The sequence below is a fragment of the Streptomyces sp. Inha503 genome (genome assembly GCF_047215865.1).
GTDB classification, from domain to species: Bacteria; Actinomycetota; Actinomycetes; order Streptomycetales; family Streptomycetaceae; genus Streptomyces; species Streptomyces lycopersici.
Genome location: NZ_CP178360.1, coordinates 10,715,936 through 10,738,473 on the forward strand (window position 1 = coordinate 10,715,936; position 22,538 = coordinate 10,738,473).

Consider the following 22,538-nt stretch of genomic DNA (forward strand, 5'->3'; position numbering starts at 1 on the left):
GACATCGGATCAGATGTCGGATCCGGGCCCGATCGGCGGGCGGCCCGGAGAGCGCGGCCCCCGGGTGAGGGTGTAGCCGCCCACCCCGGCGAGCGCCGCCAGCGCCGCGCCGATCACGGTCCACACCCACCGGTCCGACCACCATCCGGAGCCCCAGCCGTCCTCCGGCTCGGCGACCGCGTGCGGAATGTCCCCGCCCTTGTCGTCCGGCGAATCCGAGGCCGTGTCGTCGTCCGGCGGCTCGGAGTCCGTCCCCGGGGCCGTTCCGGCCCGCAGCACCGGATTGAGCGGCGTCATGTCCCCGCCGTCGGCACGCGCCCCGCCCGCGTCCCGTACGGACGCCTCGACCTCGGCGTCGATCGGCAGCCCGAGGTCCTGGGCGGGCAGATCGACGACGGTGAGCCGCACGTAGTACGCGCCCTGGAGAGGGTCGTTGGCCCAGCGCTCGGACCAGGACCGCACCTGGCGCAGGGTGCAGCTCACGGTGACCGTCCGGTCCTGCTGGGCCGCCCGGCGCGCCGGAGTGCCCGAGGCGCACGGCTGATGGCGGCGCAGACCGTCGTAGACATCCAGCTGCCAGGTGGCGCTGCCATGGCGGCTCGAGGCGTCGGGCAGCTTCAGCTCCGCCTCCACCTCGGGAACCTGCCCGGCGGCGGCCGGGAACACCCAGTACAGATAGTCGCCGGTGGAGGCCGCCGCGGTGGCCCGCTGACCGGGCTTGAGCTCGGTGGCGGTGCGGAAGCTCGTTCCCGCCTCGGTGGGCGCCTCCGTGCCGCTCCTGCCGTCCGTGCTGTCCTTACCGTCCGCGGCGGCCGGTGCGGCGGCGGTCAGCCAGGCGGCGGCGCACAGGGTGAGCGCGGCGCCCAGGGTACGCAGGGCTCGCATCAGTTGGACCTCCAGACGGTGACACGCCAGCGGGCCAGCCAGCCCCACAGCAACCCCACGAGCAGCCCGCCCACGGTGAGCACGCCCAGCAGCAACCAGCCGCGGCCCAGGCCGAAGGCGGCCACGTCGGCGGGCGGATCGTCGTTGCCCACCACGTCGACGGCGAGTTCCACCGGAAGGCCCGGAGCGCGCTTGACGGAGGCGGGCGCGGAGAACGACTGGCTCAGCTCCACGCACACCGTCCGCGCCGTCTCGTCCCCGTCGTCGTCCACATCGGCGACCGGATAGCGCAGCCCGCTGGAGATGACGTCCGTACGGCCGCTGCCCGCCTCGCTGCCGCGCACCAGCTCCCGGCCGCCCGGCGTCAACGCCCGCACCAGCACGCCGTAGTCCGGGTCGACGGCGCGGTCCACGGCCACGCTCGCCGAGGCCCGCAGCTCCTGACCGGGCGCCACCCGCATCCGGTACCAGCGGTGTTCCCCGAAGCTCTCCCGGTCGCTGTAGAGGCCGGAGCCCAGATACGGGGCCTTCGCGCACTGCGTGGCGCCCCGCACCGGCGTGGGCGTCTCCACGGGCGTGTCGGCCGAGCGCCGGACCAGCTGCTTGATACGGCTGGAGAGCTGGTCCCGGTGCTGGATCGCCGTATACGTGCCACCGGTTGCCTCGGCGATGCAGCTGAGCTGTTCGCGGACCTTGCGGTCCAGCGTCAGCCCGAGCGTGTCGACGACCAGGTGGGTTCCCTGGGCGGCCAGTTCCCTGGCCACATCACACGGGTCCGGCAGACCGCAGGAGTCCTCGCCGTCCGTGATCAGCACGATCCGGCGGGTCCCCTCGCCGCCGGAGAGGTCCTTGGACGCGCCGCGCAGCGCGAGCCCGATGGGCGTCCAGCCGGTGGGCCGCAGCGTCGCGACGGCGGCCTTGGCCTCGGTGCGGTCCACCTGGCCCACCGGGTAGAGCCGCTCGCTGTCCTGGCAGCCGGCCTTACGGTCCTTGCCGGGGTAATTGGCGCCGAGGGTGCGGATGCCCAGCCGCACCTCTTCGGGTGTGGCGTCCAACACCTCGTTGAACGCCTGCTTCGCCGCCGCCATCCGGGTGTCGCCGTCGACGTCGCGGGCCCGCATCGAGCCGCTGACATCGAGTACCAGCTCGACCTTGGGGGAATCGGAAGCCGGTTCGCCGGCCATGGCGGCGGGAGGGGATATCAGGCCGCAGGCGAGGGCCGCGAGCAGCCCCAACGCGCCTGTCGCCAGACGTTTCTTTATGATCACCGCCGCATCCTATGGAGCATCATCCGAGTGATCCAAAAGCCCGGGTGCCACGGTCGGGGGCATACCGCGCCGGGTGTACGGACGGTGTCCGAGTACTCCCCGGGGAGTGGACGAGAATCCGTCTGGTGTCAGCCACGGCGTTTGCCTCCTCCTCTTAGGGTTTCAGACATGGATCTCCGAAAGACCCGGCCGAGGGGCCGGCGCCTGGTCGCCGCCGTGGCCGCCGCGGTCCTCCTCGCGGGCGCGGGCACCTGGGCGGTCGCCGCCTCCGGCGACCGGCCGGCCGTGCACCGCCAGGACCGCGTGCTGGACATGCCGGGCGCGCGCATCGACACCTCGTACTTCACCGCCGGAACCGGCCGCAGGCCCGCGGTCCTGCTCGGCCACGGCTTCGGCGGCAGCAAGGAGGACGTACGCGACCACGCCGAGGAACTCGCCCGCGACGGATACGCCGTGCTGACCTGGTCGGCGCGTGGCTTCGGCAGATCCACCGGGAAGATCGGGCTCAATGACCCGGACCACGAGGTGGCCGACGTCCGGCGGCTGATCGACTGGCTGGCGAAACGTCCCGAGGTGCGGCTCGACCGCCAGGGCGACCCCCGGGTGGGTGTCGCCGGCGCCTCCTACGGCGGGGCGATCTCCCTGCTCGCCGCCGGATACGACCGCCGGGTGGACGCCATCGCGCCCGAGATCACCTACTGGAACCTCGCCGACGCGCTGTTCCCGAACGGCGTCTACAAGAAGCTCTGGGCCGGGCTGTTCTTCACCACCGGCTCGGCCGACCTCAGCGGTGGCCAGGGCGGCCAGGGCGACACGAGCGGCGCGGGAGGCTCAGGCGGGGGGATGGGCCCAGGAGGTCAGGGCGGCCAGGGCGGCGGAGGCGGCGGGACGGGCCAAGGAGCCCCGGCGGACCCGGGAGACACCAACGGCGGGGGAGAGACCAGGACGGACCGGGGCCAGGGCTGCGGTCGCTTCGAGAAGCAGCTCTGCGAGATGTACGAGCGGGTCGCGGTCGCCGGAAAGCCCGACACCGCCGCCCGCCGGCTGCTCGAGGCCCGCAGCCCGTCCGCCGTCGCCGACCGGATCAAGGTCCCCACGCTGATCCTCCAGGGGCAGGCCGACTCCCTCTTCCCGCTCGGTCACGCCGACGCCATGGCGAAGGCGATCCGCGCCAACGGGGAGCCGGTCGCCGTCGACTGGACGGCCGGCGGACATGACGGCGGCGACCGCGAGACGTCCCGGGTGGCGGCCCGTACCGACGCCTGGTTCGACCGCTACCTCAAGGGCGACAAGGACACCGACACCGGACCCGCCTTCCGGGTCAGCCGCACCGGCGGCATCGACACCACCAACGGCGCGGTCCAGCTGCGCGGCGCCACCGGCGACCGCTACCCCGGCCTCGGCGACGGCGGCCGGAAGGTGCCGCTGCGCGGACGCGAGCAGTCGTTCGCCAACCCGCCCGGGGCGGGGCCGCCCTCCATCTCCACCGTGCCGGGTATCGCCGGGCTGTCCCAGGCGTCCTCGCTCGGCGTCGGCCTGTCCCTCGACATCCCCGGCCAGTTCGCCCGGTTCGACTCGGAGCCGCTGGACCGGCCCCTGCGGATCACCGGATCGCCCGAGGTGAAGGTGCGGGTCAAGGCCGACACGGACGACGCCGTACTCTTCGCCAAGGTCTACGACGTGGGACCGGACGGACAGCAGGTGCTGCCCGAGCAACTGGTCGCGCCGCTGCGCGTCAACGGCGCCGAACAGGGCCGTACGGTCACCGTGCGGCTGCCCGCCGTGGACCACGAGCTCATCGCGGGACACCGGCTGCGGCTCGTGCTCGCCTCCACCGACCTCGGCTACGCCTCCCCGGACGAGCCCGCCACCTACACCGTCGGGCTCGCGGACGGCGGTCTGACGGTGCCCACCGCGCCCGGGGTGCACACCCAGCCCGCCCCGCTGCCCGCATGGGTGTGGGGGCTGCCGCTCGGCGCGGCCGTGGTGGCGCTCGCGCTGCTGCTGACCGGCAGGCGGCGTACGGCCACTCCGCCGCCCGACCCCGAACTGGCCGACGTGCCCCTTCAGATCACAGGTCTGAGCAAGCGCTACGCCAAGTCCGCCGACCGCTACGCGGTGCGCGATCTGTCCTTCCGCGTCGAGAAGGGGCAGGTGCTCGGGCTCCTCGGGCCCAACGGCGCGGGCAAGACCACCACCTTGCGGATGCTGATGGGGCTCATCGCCCCCGACGACGGCGAGATCCGGGTCTTCGGCCAGGCCATCAGGCCCGGCGCGCCCGTGCTCTCCCGCGTCGGAGCCTTCGTGGAGGGGGCGGGCTTCCTGCCGCATCTGACCGGCAGCGCCAACCTCGAGCTGTACTGGCGGGCCACCGGCCGCCCCGCCGCCGACGCCCATATCGAGGAGGCCCTGGAAATCGCGGGCCTGGGCAGCGCGCTGGAGCGTGCCGTACGCACCTACTCCCAGGGCATGCGGCAGCGGCTGGCCATCGCCCAGGCCATGCTGGGCCTGCCCGATCTGCTGATCCTCGATGAACCGACCAACGGCCTCGACCCGCCGCAGATCCGTGAGATGCGCGAGGTGATGATCCGGTACGCCGCCGCGGGGCGTACGGTGATCGTTTCCAGCCATCTCCTGGCGGAGGTCGAGCAGTCCTGCACCCATCTGGTCGTGATGGACCGCGGCCGGCTGATCCAGGCCGGCCCGGTAGGCGAGATCACCGGTAACGGCGGCAGTGTGCTGGTGGGCCACGACGGCGAGCTGAGCGAGGCCCTGATGGGCAAGGTGGGCGCGCTGCCCGGGGTCGCCTCCGCCGGCCGCACCGCCGACGGGCTGCTCGTCCAGCTCGACGGGACCACCCCGGCGCGGCTGCTCACCGAGCTGGTGCGGCTGGAGGTCCCGGTGACCAGCTTCGGGCCCAACCGGCGCCTGGAAGACGCCTTCTTGACGCTGATCGGAGGAGGATCCGCGTGAGCTCCCTGTCCCGGGTCACCGAGGTCGCGCCCGGCTACCGGGCCGGCCACACCCTGCCGCTGCGGGTCGAGGCCGTACGGCAGCTGCGCCGTCGCCGGACCCTGGTGATGGGCCTGGTGCTGGCCCTGCTGCCGTTCGTCCTCGTGATCGCGTTCGCCATCGGCGGCACCCCCGAGGGGCGGGAGAACCGGGTCACCCTGATGACCACGGCCACCGCCTCCGGCGCCAACCTCGCCGCCACCGCGCTGTTTGTCTCGGCCGCCTTTCTGCTGGTGGTGCCGGTCGCGCTGTTCTGTGGCGACACCGTGGCCTCCGAGGCCAGCTGGTCCTCGCTGCGCTACCTGCTGGCCGCGCCCGTGCCCCGGGCCCGGCTGCTGGTGAGCAAGCTGACGGTGGCCCTGGTGTTCAGCGCGGCCGCCATGGTGCTGCTGCCGCTGGTCGCGCTCGCGGTGGGCACCGTGGCGTACGGCTGGGGGCCGCTGCGGATGCCCACGGGCGGTGAGCTGCCGGTCGGGGACGCCCTCGTCCGGCTGGCCCTGGTGGTGCTGTACATCTTCCTGTCCCAGCTGGTCACGGCCGCCCTGGCGTTCTGGCTCTCGACCGTCACGGACGCGCCGCTGGGCGCGGTGGGCGGCGCGGTGGGGCTCACCATCGTGGGCAATGTGCTGGACGCGGTCACCGCGCTCGGCTCGTGGCGCGACTTCCTGCCCGCGCACTGGCAGTTCGCGTGGGCGGACGCACTCCAGCCCCACATGGAGTGGGGCGGAATGCTGAAGGGCGTCTCGGTGTCCGTCGCGTACGCCCTGGTGCTCGTCGCGTTCGCCTTCCGCGGCTTCGGCCGCAAGGACGTGGTGTCCTAGGGGGTGTCCGGCGGACCACGCGCGGAGCCGCATGTCGAAGCTTTCCCCTACCCGTCCCTTCCCGGCACCTGACGATATGCGGCTCCGCCGCGTGGGGGGCTTTGCCCCCAGACCCCGGGGTCGGGGGGCGAAGCCCCTCGTTACGGGAAGGGGCGGGTAGGGGAGCGGCTCGCCGCAGGCGTCAAGATCCGCCGGACCCCGTAGCCCGGCCACGGCTCCCGACCTGGCTCCGGCTGCTGCCCCTGCCACGGCGGCCGGGCCGGGTCAGTAGTCCTTGAGGGTGTAGGAGTTGACCACCTCGTAGAAGCTGTTGTCGATATTGGTCGGGTTGGTGTCGGGCTCCTGCCCGGCCGACGACTCCCGCGCCCCCTTCCGGGCCATGTTGTCCAGGGCGAGCTGCTGGTTGGCCGCCACATAGCCCCGCAGCTCGCGCTCGTAGGCGGCGAAGGCCGCGGTGTGGTCGCCCGCGGCCTTCAGTTCGCCCGCGAGGACGTAGGCGCCGACCACGGCCACGCTGGTGCTCTGCCCGGACGCCGGCGAGCCGCAGTAGCCGGCGTCGCCGACCAGGGCCACCCGGCCACGGGACCAGGAGTCCATGTGGATCTGGGCCGCCGCGTCGAAGTGGAAGTCCGGCGCCCCCCACATGTACTCCAGCAGCCGTGGCATCTCCCAGCGCGCGTGCCGGTACCGCTCGGCCACCAGCTGCTTCTGCTCCGAGACGGACCGGGAGCCGAGGAGCGTGCCGGGCGGTTCCTCGGAGTCGATGCCGATGTAGACCCGGGCCTCGGTGTTGTCGCGGACGCTCATCATCATCCCGCCCCAGACGTCCCCGGCCATCTGGTAGATGACCTCCCAGCGGTCGAGGCCCAGATAGTTCGGCACCGTCCACACGCCCAGATAGCCCCCAAGATGGCGGAGGAAGTCCTCCTCCGGGCCGAAGACCAGCGCCCGGGTGGAGGAGTGCACCCCGTCGGCCGCCACCACGATGTCGAAGGCGCGGGCACCGCCCCGGTGGAAGGTGACCGCCACCTCGTCGGGCCCCTGGACGAGCGAGACGATCGAATCGTTGAAGAGGTACTCGATCCCGTCGCCGCCCGCGGCCATCAGCACCGAGGACAGATCGTCCCGCAGGATCTCGATGTCGGAGCTGTTGAGATCCCCGCCACTCGCGGTCCGCTCGGTGGTGCTGAACAACTCCTTCCCGTCGTCGTCGACCATCGACATACCGCGCAGCCCGGTGCGGTGCGCCCGGATCTCCTCCAGCACGCCCATCCGCTCGCACACCTCCAGCGCCGGGCCCCGTACGTCGATCGCCTGCCCACCCGGGCGCGGCCGCGCGGCGCGCTCCACGACGGTGACCTGGAAGCCATAACGATCCAGCCAGTAGGCGAGCGCGGGCCCGGCGATACTGGCCCCGGAAATCAGAACCCGTGCATTCCGCATGGTGATGTCCCTTCCGAATTCAACCACCGAATGTGGTGCCTCGAAAAAGACTGGCCGGAGCCACCGACACCGCACCGACGCGGCGCCGACGCCGGGCCGATGACGCGCCGACGAGCCGCCGACGCGGTGCCGACAGGGCGCCGACACACCGGCGTCGCGGGGGAGTTGGGCGTGGCCGGGGTCGATCGGTGGACGAACGGAACTCTCTCATCGGTTAATGAGAGTGTTACTTCGATGTGTTGTGTGGTTCCGTAGTGATCGATGAGACTGGGGATTCCGACCGGTCAGCCCAAAAGATCGGTCGCCCCGCACTGGTGACGTTCGGTCCGCCCCCCACGATCCGAACAGGATGGGACCTAATGCGCAATTCGCTGGAGCACGTCCGCGTGATCCCCACCGCCGTCGTGCCCGTCTGTCCGAGACCCCGCCGGAGATCTCACCTCTCCCCGCGCGGATCGGCCACGGTAGCGGCGTAGCCGCCTCTCACCACTCACCGAACGGCGGATCGCCCCGGACTTCCCGGCGACGCCGTCCTCCGGCCTGCCCGTAGGCACCTGCCCCTGTGCACATGCCTGCGGGCCACGTGGTCTGCCATGGCCACGCGGTCTGTCATGGCCACGTGGTTTGTCATGACGACGTGGTCTGCCCGGTCATGTGGTCCGTCCGGCCACATGGTCCGTCCGGCCACGTGGTCTCGCATGACCCGGCCGGAACGTCCGCGTGCCCACGGCCCGTTCGGTGACGCACCCCCCACGAAAGGAACCCCTGAGGTGCTTACTTCGCACCACCCACGATCACGCGAACCCCAGCAACCCGTGCCCGCCGCTCGCGGCGACGTGGCGGGACCGAGCGGGCATGTGCTGGCGGTTGGCGAACCGGGCCCCAGGCTCGACCGGCTGACACGGACACTCGTCTCCACCGGGCATGAGGTGAGCCATGCGGAGCCCGGCGACGTCAGCCGACAGATGCGGCACTCCCCGCCGGACGCGATCGTCGCCCTGGACGACGCCGACGACGGACTGGACCTGATACGCGAGGTCCGCGCCGTCCCCGCGGGACGGGCGCTCCCCCTGCTGATGGTCACCTCCGACCCCCGCCCCACCGGCGTCGCCGACATGCTGCGTGGCGGCGCCGACGACTGCGTGGCGGAGACCTCCGACCCCGTCGAGCTCTCCGCCCGGATCGAGGCCAAGCTGCGCCGGGTCCCGGTCCCCGTCGAGAACCTGCTGCTCGACCCGCGCACCGGCCTGTACTCCCAGCCCCACTTCCTGGGCGAGCTCGACCGGGAGCTCAAACGGGTCGACGACAGCCGCACCGGTGGCGTCGTCGCCATGGTGGGCGTGGCCGAGATCGCCGCCCTCGAGGCCCGGCTGGGGCCGCGGGTCCGCCGTGAGGTCGCCGAACGTCTCGCGGGAGTGGCCGAGAAGCTGGGCGGCGTCTGCGACCGGCTCGGCTGGGACGACGAAGGCCATCTGCTGATGCTGATGCCCGGTGTGGACGAGGACACCGCGCGCCGCGAACTTCAGAGCTTCGCCAACGCCGTGGCCGGGACCCGCTTCGTGGTCGCCGATGAGAACGTGCGGCTGACCCCGGCGATCGGATGGACCCCGCTGGCCGACTGCGCGGACCGCGCCCAGGCCGTCGCCAACGCCCGGAACGCGGTCGAGGAGTCGATCCGCCACCGGGATCTGCGACCGGTCAAGTACGCGGCGTGGATGCGCGGCACCCACCGGCGCAGCCGCCGTACCCTCGCCACCGCGCTCCGCACCCTGCTGTCGGCGCTCTCGCCCGTCCTGGTGCTCCTCTTCGGGGTGGGCATACCGTTCGTCTTCTACCAGCAGATGTACGAACTGGGCTGGGACGTCGGCTCGGCCGCGTACTGGGTCGTGGTGTCCGGCCTGGTGCTCTCCGCCGCGCTGATCGTGCTGGAGTGCCTCTTCTCGCTCGACGCCAAACCCCGGCCCGAACGGCCCGCGCAGCCGTATCCACCGGCCAGTGCCGTCATCGCCGCGTATCTGCCCAATGAGGCCGCGACCATCGTCGACACCATCGAGTCCTTCCTGCGCCTGGACTACCCCAACGAGCTGGAGATCGTGCTCGCGTACAACACGCCGCACCCCATGCCCGTCGAGGAGACCCTGCGCGAGATGGCCCGCCGCGACCCGCGGCTGGTGCTGATGCCGGTGGCGGGCAGCACCTCCAAGGCGCAGAACGTCAACGCCGCGGTCACCCGGGTGCGCGGTGAGTTCGTCGGCATCTTCGACGCGGACCACCACCCGGTGCCCGACGCCTTCCAGCACGCCTGGCACTGGCTGTCCCATGGCTACGACGTGGTCCAGGGCCACTGCGTGATCCGCAACGGCGAGAGCTCCTGGGTCTCCAAGCTGGTGGGCGTGGAGTTCGAGGCCATCTACGCCGTCAGCCACCCCGGCCGGACCCGGCTCTACACCTTCGGTGTCTTCGGCGGCTCCAACGGCTTCTGGCGCACCGATCTGCTCGCCCGGACCCGGATGCACGGCACGATGCTCACCGAGGACATCGACTCCACGATGCGCGCCCTGCACGAGGGCGCCCGGATCGCCACCGACCGCACGCTCATCTCGCGCGAACTGGCGCCCACCACCCTCAAGGCGCTGTGGAACCAGCGGTCCCGCTGGGCCCAGGGCTGGCTCCAGGTGTCGCTGAAGTACCTGTGGCGGGGCTTGCGTTCCCCGGCCTTCACCACCCGCCAGAAGGCGGGGCTGCTGGTGCTGCTGGGGTGGCGGGAGATCCAGCCGTGGCTGACCCTGCAAATCCTGCCCGTACTGCTGTACTCGGCGTGGCGGGCCGGGGGAGTGGACCATCTCGACTGGGCGGTGCCGGTCTGCCTGCTGGCCACCCTGTTCACGCTGTCCGCCGGGCTGGTGCAGGCGCTGTTCGCGTGGCGGCTCGCGGTGCCCGAACTGCGCCGCCGCAAGGCGTGGTTCTGGCGGTATCTGGTGGTTTCCACCGTCTTCTACAGCCACTTCAAGAACATCGTGGCCCGGCAGTCGCTCCTCAAGGAGGTGCTGCGGGACCGCCAGTGGCGGGTCACCCCGCGCCCCGGTGACAAGGCGGTGAAGCGGACATGAGCACGGTGTCCACGACCATCGCGCCCACCACCGCGCCCCGGGCGGTCAACGGCACGCCCGCCAAGGGCGCGCCCTCGCGGAACCGGATGAGCCAGGAGATCCAGGGCCTGCGGGGAGTGGCGGCGCTCCTCACCGTCGTCTTCCACGTCTGGCAGCAGTACTACACCTACGACCGGGACGGCGCCCACTCACCGGTGCCCAACCGGTACGCGAACGCGCTGGTGTCGCTGGAGGTCATCGACCTCTTCTTCGTGCTGTCCGCGTACCTGCTGACGCTGTCCTACGCACGGGCGGCGATCGACGGGGGCTCGACCCGCCCCGGCCGGGTGTTCCTCTTCCGGCGGGCCATCCGGATCGTCCCGCTGTACTTCCTGGCGGTGACGTTCATCTGGGCCACCCGCAACCCCACCCTGCCCGGCGAGTGGTCCGATCTGCTGCACCATCTCACCTTCACCCAGGTCTTCGACCAGGAACAGATCTTCTACACCATCGGCCCCACCTGGTCGTTGTCGCTGGAAATCATGTTCTATGTGGCATTGGTGGCGCTCGGCCCGCTGGCCGTCCGCGCCTGCCGTCCGCTGCGCCGGAGGGCATCCCGGGTGGCGGTGTGCGCGGTGGGCTGTGCCCTGCTGTACATCGGGCCGTTCATCTGGATCGCGGTCGCCCGCTACGGACTGGACATCCCGCACACCGAATGGCCGGTGTACTTCGGACCGCAGGCCCGCTTCGGGGGGTTCGCGGCGGGCATGGGCCTCGCCGTGGCGATGATCGCCCTCGGCGACCGCGGACGGCTGGACGCGAAGGTGGCGATCCCGCTGCGGGCGGCCGCCCTCGTGGGGCTGTACCTGCTGTCCTACTCCGGTACGGAGGCGGAGGACTTCCCCACCACCTTCTACCATCCGCTGTCCGCCCTGCTGTGGATGCTGCTGCTGTACAGCACCATCCACGTGCGGCGGCAGGGGCGGTGGCACTCATGGCTCACGGCCCGCTGGCTCACCGGCGTCGGCCTCGCCAGCTACAGCCTCTTCGTCTGGCATGAGCCGATCATGCTGGGCCTGTACAACGCGGGGCTGCTGCCGCCCGACGGCCAGTCGGGCTTCCCGCTGGCCGTGGTCATCGTGCTGGTGGTGGCCGTGGCCGCCGCCGCGGTGAGCTACTGGGCCATCGAGTACCCGGCGAGCCTGCTCGGGAAGCTCAAGGACGGCAAGGGCCGTCCGCGCGACTTCTACCCGGAGGCCGCGCGCTAGCCAGGAACACACGTTCCCCGGTGCACGGGTGGCCGTACACCGGGGGACGGTGGTTATCATCTGGCTCGTTCTTTACTCTGTAACACGTGTGCGTCGGACATCAGTTCCGCTGGGAATCGGGGCTTCCGGGGCACCCCACCCAACACATGCCATAACGGGGAGACCAGCGAAATGGGTCGACACAGCCGACCGACCGCCGCACAGCAGGCGCGTACCACGACGCTCAAGGCGGCCACCGCCCTCGGAGTGGCCGGAACCATAGCCTTCGGCCTCCACTCGACGCTCGGCGGTGACAAGTCCGTCGAGGCCCGCTCCGATGTGAACGCACAGCAGGCACAGGCGCCGGACGAGGTCGAGCCCACCGCCGATCACTCGCCCTCGCAGAGCCATGTCTCGCCCAGCGAGTCCACGAAGCCGAAGCCGATCTCCGACCACACCGACGCCGCCACCCCCGGTGGCGGCGGTTCGGACCGGAGCGGCGGCACGCCGCGGCACGCCGCACCGGCCACCCCGGACGCGGCCCCCTCCAAGGCCGCGCCCACCATGGCGCCGACCGCCCCCGCGCAGCGGAACGACCAGGTGCCCTCCTCGCCCTCTTCACCGAGCGAGACGACCCCGAGCGCCGATCCGACCACCCCGTCGCAGCAGCCCGGCCAGCCGTCGCAGACCCCCGGTCAGGGCGGCCACCACGACAAGGGCCTGGTGGGCGGGCTGGTGGACGGTGTCGGCGACACCCTGGACGGGGTGCTCGGCGGGGTCGGCGGTGTGCTCGGCGGCTGAGCGCCGCCACCTCACCCCGCGGCCAGCGCCTTGAGGCCCGCCAGGCTTCCGTTGAACCGGTTGTGGTCACCCACCAGCGGTCCGCTCGAGGTGTACTGCCACAGGGTGTGGGTCTTCCAGCCGGCCGGCAGCGGCCCGGGGGTGGCCGCGTACCGCGCCAGCCACAGCGGGTTGCGGTCGGCGAAGGCGGCGCTGTCGCCGGTGCACGTCTGCCACCAGCCGGAGGTCGTGTAGATCACCGGCTGGCGTCCGGTGCGCTCCTTGACCCGCGCGGTGAAGTCACCGATCCAGTTCACGATCTGGGAGTCGGTCAGTCCGTAGCAGGTTGCTCCGTACGGGTTGTACTCGAGGTCCAGGACGGGCGGCAGGGTCTTGCCGTCGTCCGACCAGTCGCCTCCATTGGCGACGAAGAAGTCCGCCTGACGAGTACCGCTGGAACGGTCCGGCAGGGCGAAGTGGTAGGCGCCGCGGATCATGCCCTGCTGGAAGGAACCGTTGTACTGCGAGGCGAACGAGGGGTTCTTGTACGTCGTGCTCTCGGTGGCCTTGACGTAGGCGAATCGGACGTCGTCGTCCCACAGGGCCGCCCAGTCGACCGAACCCTGGTGGTCGCTGACGTCCACGCCCTCCACCGAGGCCGCTCTGGTGGCCCGGGGCGTGGCGCCGGGGTCGGTCTTCTCGTGGCGGGCGATGGTCGAGCCCATCCAGTCCCGCTCGGGGTGCGGGACGGACGCCGCGGGGGCCGGGCCGTTGCCGGCGTCGTGGTCGGGGTCGGTCGTCGAGGCCGTGGCCGGTACGAGGGTGGCGAGGACGGCGGCGCTGACCGCCACTCCCAGTCCGCCGATGGCGTAGGGCGAGCGCAGACGCGAAGGCGCCCGGTGGGCGCCCTTGGAGCCTGTGATACGACACAGGCTCTTACCGGATTTCAGGGACATCTGTTCCTCCGATCCGTTCCGCATCGACGGTATGCGCGCCGAACGAAGAACGTGAAGCGGAACGGGAAATTCTGTCCCTCCGTCAGCGGTCCCGGCCCTCCTCGCCGACCGGCCCGGACGGCACGCCGTAGCCCGCCACCAGCGCCCTAGCGGCCCGGGTCGCCCGGATGGCGACCTCCTCGACCACGTCATCCGGATCGCCGAACTTCCCTTCCAGCAATTGGGCGACATAGCCGCGGGCGAGCGCGTGCAAGGCGTCGAGCAACGCCACGGCCGTCACCGCGGCCTCGCCCGGGGCGACCACCTCGAAGGCGCTCGGCAGCAGCAGATCCACGAACTCCCTGCTGCTGTCCCGTAGCTCCGGATGGGTGGCCCGCAGCCCCGGCGCGAAGAGGATGTCCAGCCCGCCGCGGTAGCGGGCCGCCGTGCGCACGAAGGTGCCCGCCACCGTCGCCAGCCGCTCCTGGGCCGACCCGACGTCGGCCACCGAGTCCAGGTAGATGGCCCGCAGCCGCCGCGAGACCTCCAGGGCGGCGGCCGCGAGCAGCGCGTCACGGTCGGCGAAGTGACGGTACGGCGCACCGGGGCTCACACAGGTGCGGCGCGCGGCCTCCGCCACGGAGAAGCCGCGCACTCCGACCTCGTCGATGATCTCCAGGGTCGTCTGCACCAGCGCTGCGGCCAGGTCGCCGTGGTGGTAGGTGGCGCGTCCCTTCGGGGTGGGTGCCATTCGGGTGACCCTACCCGACCCGTGATTCCGGCTCACCCGCCCCTGGCCTGCGCCTTTCGGCGCCCCGCGCGGCCCGCAACGCGTCCCGCGAGCGCTCGATGCGGATCGGCAGATCCCGCACCCGATCTCCGGTGGCATGGTGGAAGGCGTTGCCGATGGCCGCCGCCGCGCCCACGATGCCCAGTTCACCGATGCCCTTGGCGCCCACCGGATTGGTGGTGTTGTCGTCCTCCTCCAGCAGCACCACGTCCAGTCGCGGAACGTCGGCGTGGGCGGCGATGTGATAGCCCGCGAAATCATGGTTGGCGAAGTCGCCGAAGACCGGATCGACCTCGCCGATCTCCAGCAGCGCCATCGACAGACCCATCGTCATGGCCCCGAGGAACTGCGAGCGCGCGGTGTGGGGATTGACGATCCGCCCGGCCGCGAACACGCCCAGCATCCGGTCCACCCGGATCTCACCGGTGTCGCCGTCCACCCGCACCTGGGCGAACTGCGCCCCGAAGGTGTGCCGCGACAGATCCGCCCGCCGCTCCAGATCCTCGACGGTGTCGGCCACCACCTCCAGGCCGCCGTCCGGGACCACACCCCCGTAGGTGTCCAGCTCCTTCACCAGCGCACGGCACGCCTTGTCCACGGCCCAGCCCCATGAGGCGGTGCCGAGCGAACCGCCCGCGAACGGCGCCATGCCCAGCGACGCACGGCCGATCTCCAGCCGCAGCCGCGACAGCGGAATGCCGAGCGCGTCCGCCGCCACCTGGGTGAGGGCGGTACGAGCGCCCGTACCGAGGTCCGCCGCGCCGATGCGCACCCGGTACGTCCCGTCCTCCTCGGCGCGCGCCACCGCGGAGGAGGGGAAGGTGTAGTCCGGGTGGTGCGAGGCGGCCACACCGGTGCCCAGCAGCCAGCGCCCCTCGCGCCGGACCCCCGGCGCCGGATCGCGGCGCTCCCAGCCGAAGCGGGCCGCGCCCTCGCGCAGACAGGCGACCAGATTGCGGCTGCTGAACGGCTTGCCGCTCTCCGGGTCGGTCTCCGGCTCATTGCGGATCCGCAGCTCCACCGGGTCCATGCCCAGTGCCCCGGCCAGCTCGTCCACGGCCGACTCCAGCGCGAACATCCCCGGGGTGTGGCCGGGGGCGCGGAACCAGGCCGGTGTCATCACATCGAGCGGCGCCACCTTCACCGTCGTACGGGCGTGGGGCGCCGCGTACATCATCCGCGTCGAGGACACCGTCTGGTCGGCGAACGGCACCTGGGCCGAGCGCTGCTGCACCGACTCGTGCTGGATCACCGTCAGCCGGCCGTCGCGCTCGGCGCCCAGCCGCACCCGCTGGATCGTGGGGGAGCGGTAGGGGATCAGCTGGAACATCTGCTGCCGGGTCAGGGCGATCTTCACCGGCCGTTCGACGGCCCGCGCGGCGAGCGCCGCCAGCACCGTCGGCGAGCGCGGAATGCCCTTGGACCCGAAGCCCCCGCCGATGTACTCGGCCACGACCTCAACCGCACCCAGCTCGATCCCGAACAGCGCGGACATCAGCTGCGCGCTCATATAGGGACCCTGGTCGGAGTTGAACAGCGTCAGCCGGTCCTCGTCCCACACCGCGATGGTGGCATGCGGCTCCATCGGGCTCGGATGCTCCACCGGAGTGGTGTACGTGGCGTCCACCCGCACCGGGGCGGTGGCCCAGGCGCCATCGGCGTCACCGCGTTCCACCAGGCCGGGGCTGCCGTCGGTCACCGTCTCGGCGATCTCCAGCCGCTCGTCGTCGGCGCGCAGCACCACATCGTGCGGCTCCCGCTCATAGCCCACCCGGACCGCCGCCGCGCCCTCGCGCGCCGCCTCCAGCGAAGTGGCCACCACGGCGGCCACGATCTGGCCGTGGTACGCCACCTGAGGGGACTGGAGCACGAAGAGGTCCGCGCTCGCCTCCGCCTCCGCGTTCAGCCGCGGGGCGCTGGTGTGGTCGAGCACCGTCAGCACACCGGGCAGGGCCAGCGCCGGGGCCGGGTCCACCTCCGTCACCCGGCCGCGGGCGATGGTGGCCTGCACCGGCCAGACGTAACTGACGTCCCGGGTGGGGAACTCATAGGCGTAGCGCGCCGCGCCGGTCACCTTGTCCAGGCCGTCGACCCGGGTCACCGGGGCGCCGACGCTCTGTTCGACGGTGGTCATGCGCGATCACTCCTCGCGACGAGGTCGCGGACGCCCGCGACGATCAGATCAGTGGCCAGGTCGACCTTGAAGGCGTTGTCGGGCAGCGGCCGCGCCTCGGCCAGCTCGGCCCTCGCCGCCTCGCGCAGCGTCTCCTCGTCCGGCCGGGCGCCGCGCAGCCGCTCCTCGGCGATCCGGGCGCGCCACGGCCGCGGCGCCACCCCGCCGAGCGCGATCCGCACGTCCCGCAGCGAGCCGTCCTCGGCCACGGACACCGCGGTGGCGACGCTCACCAGGGCGAAGGCGTACGACCAGCGGTCGCGCACCTTGCGGTAGCGCATCCGGGCACCGGGCGGCGGCGGGGGCAGCTCCACGGCGGTGATGAGGTCGCCGTGGTCCAGGACGGTCTCCCGGTGCGGTGTGTCGCCGGGCAGCAGATACAGCTCCGCCACCGGAACGGTGCGCGAGCCGCCGTCCACCGACCGCACGTGTGCCACCGCGTCGAGCGCCACCAGGGCCACCGCCATGTCGGAGGGGTGGGAGGCCACGCAGTGGTCGGAGGTGCCCAGCACGGCCAGATCGCGGTGGGCACCCTGGATCGCCGGACACCCGGTGCCCGGCTCGCGCTTGTTGCACGGCTTGGTCACGTCCTGGAAGTACCCGCAGCGGGTGCGCTGTAGCAGATTGCCGCCCACCGTGGCGACCGTGCGCAGCTGCCCGGAGGCCCCCGCCAGCAGCGCCTGGGACAGCAGCGGGAAGCGCTCGCGGATGCCCGGATCGCCCGCCAGCGCGCCGTTGCGCACGGTGGCGCCGATGAGCGCGGAGCCGTCCTCGCGGTGCTCGATCCGGTCGTACGGCAGCCGGGAGACGTCAATGAGCAGACCCGGGTCGGTGACGCCGAGCTTCATCAGGTCCACCAGATTGGTGCCACCGCCGAGATAGGTGGCATCGGGGCGCTGGGCGATCAGCGTGGCCGCCTCGGCGGCGTCGCCCGCGCGGGCGTAGGCGAACTCCTTCATCGGGCGCCTCCGACGGTGGCCGTGTCCTGGGCACCTTGGGCGCCCGCGGCCTCAAGCACGGCCTCGACGATCCCGTTGTACGCGCCGCAGCGGCACAGATTGCCGCTCATGCGCTCGCGCACCTCCCGCGCGTCCAGCGCCGACACATCGGCCACCCCGGTGGCGGTGTCCTCGGTGACATGGCTGGGCCAGCCGCGCCCGGCCTCGCCCAGTGCCCCGATGGCGGAACAGATCTGGCCCGGGGTGCAATAGCCGCACTGGAGCCCGTCGTGGTCGAGGAAGGCGCGCTGCACGGGGTGCAGCTCCCCGCCGTCCGACAGCGCCGCCACGCCCTCGATGGAGACGATCTCGCGCTCCTCGGCGGTCACGGCGAACATCAGGCAGCTGTTCACCCGCTCACCGTCCACCAGCACCGTGCAGGCCCCGCACTGACCGTGGTCGCAGCCCTTCTTGGTGCCCGTGAGCCCCAGGCGCTCGCGCAGCACATCGAGCAGGGTCGTCCGGTTGTCGATGGTCAGGGAGTGGGACGTGCCGTTGATCCGCAAGGTGATGTCGCTACTCGGTGAGTGATGTGAGAGGCTCATACATTGAATGTATCAACCTCTTACATCCGTGGCGAGGAGATATGGATTCCATGCGGGACGTCGTAGCGCAGATGCACCGATGGTGGGGCGAGGGCGAGCCGTTCGCCCGTGCCACGGTGGTGGCGACCTGGCACTCCTCGCCGCTGCCGCCCGGGACGTCCATGCTGGTCGGCCCCGATGGCGCGGCGATCGGCAGCGTCTCCGGCGGCTGTGTCGAGGGCGCCGTCTATGAACTGGCCCAGGAGGTGACCGACAGCGGCAGGCCCGTGCTGGAGCGCTATGGCGTCAGCGACGACGACGCCTTCGCGGTCGGGCTGACCTGCGGCGGGATCATCGATGTCTATGTGGAGCGGATCGACCCCACGGGCTTCCCCGAACTGGGCGAGGTGGCCGAGGCGGTCGCCGCCGGGGAGCCGGTGGCCGAGGTGATCTGCGTGGCCGTCGACGGGCCCGACCCGGAGGGACGGCTGGGCCGCCGGCTGGTCGTACGGCCCGAGGGCACCTCCGGATCCCTCGGCTCCGGGCGGCTGGACGCGGCCGTCGCCGAGGACGCCCGCGGACTGCTGGCCGGCGGGCGCACCGAGACCCTGGCCTACGGCTACGACGGCGTCCGCATGGACGAGGAACTCACCCTGTTCGTCTCGGTCCACGCCACCCCGCCGCGGATGCTGGTCTTCGGCGCCGTGGACTTCGCGGCGGCCATGGCCCGGATCGGGGCGTACCTCGGCTACCACGTCACCGTGTGCGACGCCCGGCCGGTCTTCGCCACCCCGCGGCGCTTCCCCGAGGCACACGAGGTGGTGACCGACTGGCCGCACCGCTATCTGCGCACCGAGGCGGAGGCGGGCCGGATCGACGAACGCACGGTGGTCTGTGTGCTCACCCACGACCCCAAGTTCGATGTGCCGCTGCTGGAGGTCGCCCTGCGGCTGCCGCTGGCCTACGTCGGCGCCATGGGCTCCCGCCGCACCCACGACGACCGGCTCCGCCGGCTGCGCGCCACCGGACTCGGCGAGGACGCGCTGGCCCAACTCGCCTCACCGATCGGCCTGGACCTCGGCGCCCGTACCCCGGAGGAGACCGCCGTCAGCATCGCGGCCGAGATCATCGCCGACCGCTGGGGCGGCAGCGGCACCCGGCTGACCTCCCTCAGCGGCAGCATCCACGGTCAGGAGCCGATGCGGCCCGCGGCCGGAGGCTGAGACGCGGCCACGGCCCGGGGCGGGGATGGTCACAATGGTTCCCGGCCCGAATGGATGTAGGAGGAATCGAACCAGCCGTGGAGACCGCTCGAAGCAGCGACGACGACATAGAACCCACTGCCGCCGACGATGACGCCGTCCCCGGCGCCGGGGACGGCGCTCCCGCCCCGCGGCCGAGACCCGGCTGGCGCCGCTGGGTCATGGACACCCGGCCGCTGCGTCACCGTCCCTTCCGCCGGCTGTGGAGCTCCACCACCGTCACCGCCATCGGCAGCCAGCTGACCGCCGTCGCCGTGCCCAAGCAGATCTACGACATCACCGGCTCATCGGCGTGGGTCGGCTACGCAAGCTTCGCCGGGCTCATCCCGCTGGTGGTCTTCGCCCTGTGGGGCGGGGTGGTCGCCGACCGGATGGACCGGCGCACCCTGATGCTCGTCACCAACGTCGGCATCGCCGTCACCTCGGTGCTGTTCTGGGCCCAGTCCTTCGCCGGTCTGGACTCGGTGGCGGTGCTCATCGTGCTGCTCGCCGCCCAGCAGGGCTTCTTCGGCATGAACTCCCCGGCCCGCAACGCCTCGGTGGCCCGTCTCGTCCCCGCCGACGAACTGCCCGCCGCGAGCGCCCTTCAGTCCACCGTCGCCCAGACCGGCATGATCCTCGGCCCGCTGCTCGCGGGTGCCCTGATCCCCGTCCTCGGCCTGCCCGCGCTCTACCTCATCGACGCCGTGGCGCTGTGCGTCACCCTGTGGGCCGTCTGGCGGCTGCCCGCCCTGCCGCCCCTCACCGAGGGCGCCACGGGCGGCGCGCGGCGCGGCGGATGGCGCGATGTGGCCGACGGCTTCCGGTACATCGCCACCCACCGCGTCCTGCTGATGTCCTTCCTCGCGGACATCATCGCCATGGTCTTCGGCATGCCCCGCGCGCTCTTCCCCCAACTCGCCTCGCACACCTACGCGCCCTGGGGCGAGGGCTTCGCGCTCGGCCTGCTCTTCGCGGCGATCCCGCTCGGCGCGGTGGCCGGCGGTCTGCTGTCCGGCACCTTCTCCCGCGCCCGCCGCCACGGCCTGATGGTCATCGCCGCCGTGGTGGCCTGGGGCGTGGCCATCACCGGATTCGGGCTCAGCCTCAACCTGTGGTGGGCGGTGGCCTTCCTCGCCCTCGCGGGCGTGGCCGACATGGTCTCGATGGTCTTCCGCGGGACGATCCTCCAGGCGGCCGCCACCGACGACATGCGCGGCCGGATGCAGGGCGTGTTCACCGTGGTGGTGGCGGGCGGCCCGCGCATCGCCGATCTGCTGCACGGCACCGCGGGCTCCCTCTTCGGGGCCCGTGCGGCGGTCGCCGCGGGCGGGCTGCTGGTGGCCGTCAGCGCACTCGGGCTCGCCGTAGCGGTGCCCGCCTTCCGCCGCTACACGCCCTGATTGCGCCGCCACGGGCCCTGATTGCGCCGCCACACGCCCTGACGACGCGGCCACGCGCGGACGGGTGAACGCACGACGGCCGTGCCCCCGCCGGAACCCCGGGCGGGAGCACGGCCGTCGCGGCCCTCAGGCCGTACGCTCGTCGCGGTCGGCGCCCCACAGCGTGTGGAACGAACCCTCGCGGTCCACCCGCCGGTAGGTGTGCGCGCCGAAGAAGTCCCGCTGCCCCTGGACCAGCGCGGCGGGCAGCCGCTCCGAGCGCAGCGCGTCGTAGTACGCCAGCGCCGCCGAGAAGCCCGGGGCCGGGACGCCCAGTTCCACCGAGGTGGCCACCACCCGGCGCCAGGCGTCCTGCGCCGCGCCCAGCGCCTCGGCGAAGTGGCCGTCGGTCAGCAGCGTGACGGGCTTGCGCTCCTTGGCGTACGCCTCGGTGATCCGGTTCAGGAACCGCGCCCGGATGATGCAGCCACCGCGCCAGATCCGCGCGACCGCCCCGGGGTCGATGTCCCAGCCGTACTCCTGGCTGCCCGCCTCGATCTGGTGGATGCCCTGCGCGTACGCCACGATCTTCGAGGCGTACAGCGCCTGCTCGACATCGTCGGCGAACCGCTCGGCGGCGGCCCCCGAGAGCCCCTTGCCGGACGGCCCCGGCAGCCCTTGCGAGGCGTCCCGCAGATCCGCGTGGCCGGACAGCGAACGGGCGAACACCGCCTCGGCGATCCCGCTCACCGGCACGCCCAGGTCCAGCGCGGTCTGCACGGTCCAGCGGCCGGTGCCCTTCTGCTCGGCCTGGTCCTGCACCACGTCCACGAACGGCTTGCCGGTGGCGGCGTCGGTGTGCCCGAGCACCTCGGCGGTGATCTCGATCAGATACGACTCCAGCCGGCCGCCGTTCCAGGTGCGGAACACCTCCGCGATCTCACCCGGCGACATGCCGAGCGCCCGCCGCAGCAGGTCGTACGACTCGGCGATGAGCTGCATGTCCGCGTACTCGATGCCGTTGTGCACCATCTTCACGAAGTGGCCGGCGCCGTCCGGGCCGATGTGGGTGCAGCACGGGGTGCCGTCCACCTTGGCGGAGATGCTCTCCAGCAGAGGCCCGAGCGACTTGTAGGATTCCACCGAACCGCCGGGCATGATGCTGGGCCCATTGAGCGCGCCCTCCTCGCCGCCGGAGATGCCGGTGCCCACGAAGTGCAGCCCGCGCTCGCGCAGGGACTTCTCCCGGCGCCGGGTGTCCTCGAAGTGGGCGTTGCCCCCGTCGATGATCACGTCGCCCTCTTCGAGGAGGGGTGCGAACTCCTCGATGACGGCGTCGGTGGGCGCACCCGCCTTGACCATGATGATCAGCCGCCGGGGCCGCTGCAACGAGGCGACGAACTCCTCGGCGCTCTCGGCCGGCACGAAGTTCCCCTCGTGGCCGTGCTCCTCCATCAGCGCCTTGGTCTTGGCGAACGTGCGGTTGTGGAGAGCGACGGTGTGCCCGTGCCGGGCGAAGTTACGGGCGAGGTTGCTACCCATGACGGCGAGCCCGGTGACGCCGATCTGGGCGGTCGGCTGGGCGCTGGAAGGGCTGGGCATACGGTGTTCCACTCCTGTCACGCGCATCGAATCCTTATGCGAGGCAGCAACGCCGAGGGGAGCGGGGATCTTCCCCCTCGATCAGCCGGATATCGCCCGGCCATAGTTGCACGATGTGCGGGACGGCGGATGAGTGTCCGGGGAATGACCCCGGGGCGTGTCATTTCTCTCCCACCCGGGCGATGAGCGGGATTGTGGGATCTCCACAAGGGGTGTGATGCGCGGGTGCGTCTCCAGCTGAAGCGCGGTGAACCGGTGCTCCCGGTACGGGGGGTACTGACCGCTACGGTTGCTTGTGACCGAGCTTCCGTGAGGGCTGCGCCTTGGTAGTGAGATCGGCTCGACAGG

At 72.0% G+C, this 22,538-nt stretch carries 16 protein-coding genes; 7 read left to right on the forward strand and 9 right to left on the reverse strand.

Annotated features, from left to right (window positions below; translation table 11 throughout):
* Window positions 1-9 precede the first annotated feature (9 nt).
* Both ACJX2R_RS44635 and ACJX2R_RS44640 read right to left on the reverse strand, forming a co-directional pair.
* The gene (locus ACJX2R_RS44635; protein WP_413104745.1) at window positions 10-885 is read right to left on the reverse strand and encodes a hypothetical protein; all 876 of its coding nucleotides are present in this window, start codon (window positions 883-885) and stop codon (window positions 10-12) included.
* Window positions 885-2,153 carry a VWA domain-containing protein gene (locus ACJX2R_RS44640; protein ID WP_413104746.1) on the reverse strand — a complete coding sequence of 423 codons (1,269 nt, stop codon included), beginning with the start codon at window positions 2,151-2,153 and terminating at the stop codon, window positions 885-887. Before ACJX2R_RS44640 ends, ACJX2R_RS44635 begins: the two co-directional genes overlap by 1 nt.
* A gap of 168 nt (window positions 2,154-2,321) precedes the next feature.
* On the opposite strand from ACJX2R_RS44640, the gene ACJX2R_RS44645 reads away from it, so the two are divergent.
* Together ACJX2R_RS44645 and ACJX2R_RS44650 are read left to right on the forward strand one after the other, a co-directional pair.
* Window positions 2,322-5,126: an alpha/beta fold hydrolase gene (locus tag ACJX2R_RS44645; RefSeq protein WP_413104747.1), complete on the forward strand. Its 2,805-nt coding sequence runs from the start codon at window positions 2,322-2,324 to the stop codon at window positions 5,124-5,126.
* A gap of 5 nt (window positions 5,127-5,131) precedes the next feature.
* Complete coding sequence (locus ACJX2R_RS44650; RefSeq protein ID WP_413106110.1) at window positions 5,132-5,986, forward strand: ABC transporter permease; 855 nt, start codon at window positions 5,132-5,134, stop codon at window positions 5,984-5,986.
* Window positions 5,987-6,250: 264 nt separating this feature from the next.
* Here ACJX2R_RS44650 and ACJX2R_RS44655 read toward each other — a convergent pair whose 3' ends face one another.
* Window positions 6,251-7,429 (reverse strand): FAD-dependent monooxygenase, encoded by a 1,179-nt coding sequence (locus ACJX2R_RS44655; RefSeq protein ID WP_413104748.1) that lies wholly within the window; start codon window positions 7,427-7,429, stop codon window positions 6,251-6,253.
* Window positions 7,430-8,244: 815 nt separating this feature from the next.
* On the opposite strand from ACJX2R_RS44655, the gene ACJX2R_RS44660 reads away from it, so the two are divergent.
* The 3 genes from ACJX2R_RS44660 (at window position 8,245) to ACJX2R_RS44670 (ending at window position 12,566) form a co-directional block, all read left to right on the forward strand.
* Entirely contained in the window at window positions 8,245-10,539 is a 2,295-nt protein-coding gene (locus tag ACJX2R_RS44660; protein WP_262697701.1) for a glycosyltransferase, read from the forward strand.
* Entirely contained in the window at window positions 10,536-11,786 is a 1,251-nt protein-coding gene (locus ACJX2R_RS44665) for an acyltransferase family protein (RefSeq protein WP_413104749.1), read from the forward strand. Before ACJX2R_RS44660 ends, ACJX2R_RS44665 begins: the two co-directional genes overlap by 4 nt.
* 171 nt (window positions 11,787-11,957) lie before the next feature.
* Window positions 11,958-12,566: an extensin gene (locus ACJX2R_RS44670; protein WP_413104750.1), complete on the forward strand. Its 609-nt coding sequence runs from the start codon at window positions 11,958-11,960 to the stop codon at window positions 12,564-12,566.
* 11 nt (window positions 12,567-12,577) lie between these two features.
* Here ACJX2R_RS44670 and ACJX2R_RS44675 read toward each other — a convergent pair whose 3' ends face one another.
* The 5 genes from ACJX2R_RS44675 to ACJX2R_RS44695 form a co-directional block, all read right to left on the reverse strand.
* Complete coding sequence (locus tag ACJX2R_RS44675; RefSeq protein ID WP_413104751.1) at window positions 12,578-13,501, reverse strand: lysozyme; 924 nt, start codon at window positions 13,499-13,501, stop codon at window positions 12,578-12,580.
* Window positions 13,502-13,583: 82 nt separating this feature from the next.
* On the reverse strand, window positions 13,584-14,231 hold the full coding sequence (locus ACJX2R_RS44680) for a TetR/AcrR family transcriptional regulator (protein WP_413104752.1): 648 nt from the start codon (window positions 14,229-14,231) through the stop codon (window positions 13,584-13,586).
* Between the two features lie 10 nt (window positions 14,232-14,241).
* Window positions 14,242-16,404 (reverse strand): xanthine dehydrogenase family protein molybdopterin-binding subunit, encoded by a 2,163-nt coding sequence (locus tag ACJX2R_RS44685; protein WP_413104753.1) that lies wholly within the window; start codon window positions 16,402-16,404, stop codon window positions 14,242-14,244.
* Window positions 16,401-17,402, reverse strand: coding sequence for an FAD binding domain-containing protein (locus ACJX2R_RS44690; protein ID WP_413104754.1), 1,002 nt, complete (start codon window positions 17,400-17,402; stop codon window positions 16,401-16,403). Before ACJX2R_RS44690 ends, ACJX2R_RS44685 begins: the two co-directional genes overlap by 4 nt.
* The gene (locus ACJX2R_RS44695; RefSeq protein ID WP_413104755.1) at window positions 17,399-17,986 is read right to left on the reverse strand and encodes a (2Fe-2S)-binding protein; all 588 of its coding nucleotides are present in this window, start codon (window positions 17,984-17,986) and stop codon (window positions 17,399-17,401) included. The genes ACJX2R_RS44690 and ACJX2R_RS44695 overlap by 4 nt, the downstream gene beginning before the upstream one ends.
* A gap of 50 nt (window positions 17,987-18,036) precedes the next feature.
* On the opposite strand from ACJX2R_RS44695, the gene ACJX2R_RS44700 reads away from it, so the two are divergent.
* Together ACJX2R_RS44700 and ACJX2R_RS44705 are read left to right on the forward strand one after the other, a co-directional pair.
* Complete coding sequence (locus ACJX2R_RS44700; RefSeq protein WP_413104756.1) at window positions 18,037-19,188, forward strand: XdhC family protein; 1,152 nt, start codon at window positions 18,037-18,039, stop codon at window positions 19,186-19,188.
* A gap of 77 nt (window positions 19,189-19,265) precedes the next feature.
* Window positions 19,266-20,609 (forward strand): MFS transporter, encoded by a 1,344-nt coding sequence (locus ACJX2R_RS44705; protein ID WP_413104757.1) that lies wholly within the window; start codon window positions 19,266-19,268, stop codon window positions 20,607-20,609.
* Window positions 20,610-20,735: 126 nt separating this feature from the next.
* On the opposite strand, the gene gndA is transcribed toward ACJX2R_RS44705, so the two are convergent.
* Window positions 20,736-22,190, reverse strand: coding sequence for an NADP-dependent phosphogluconate dehydrogenase (gndA, locus tag ACJX2R_RS44710; RefSeq protein ID WP_413104758.1), 1,455 nt, complete (start codon window positions 22,188-22,190; stop codon window positions 20,736-20,738).
* Window positions 22,191-22,538: the final 348 nt, after the last annotated feature.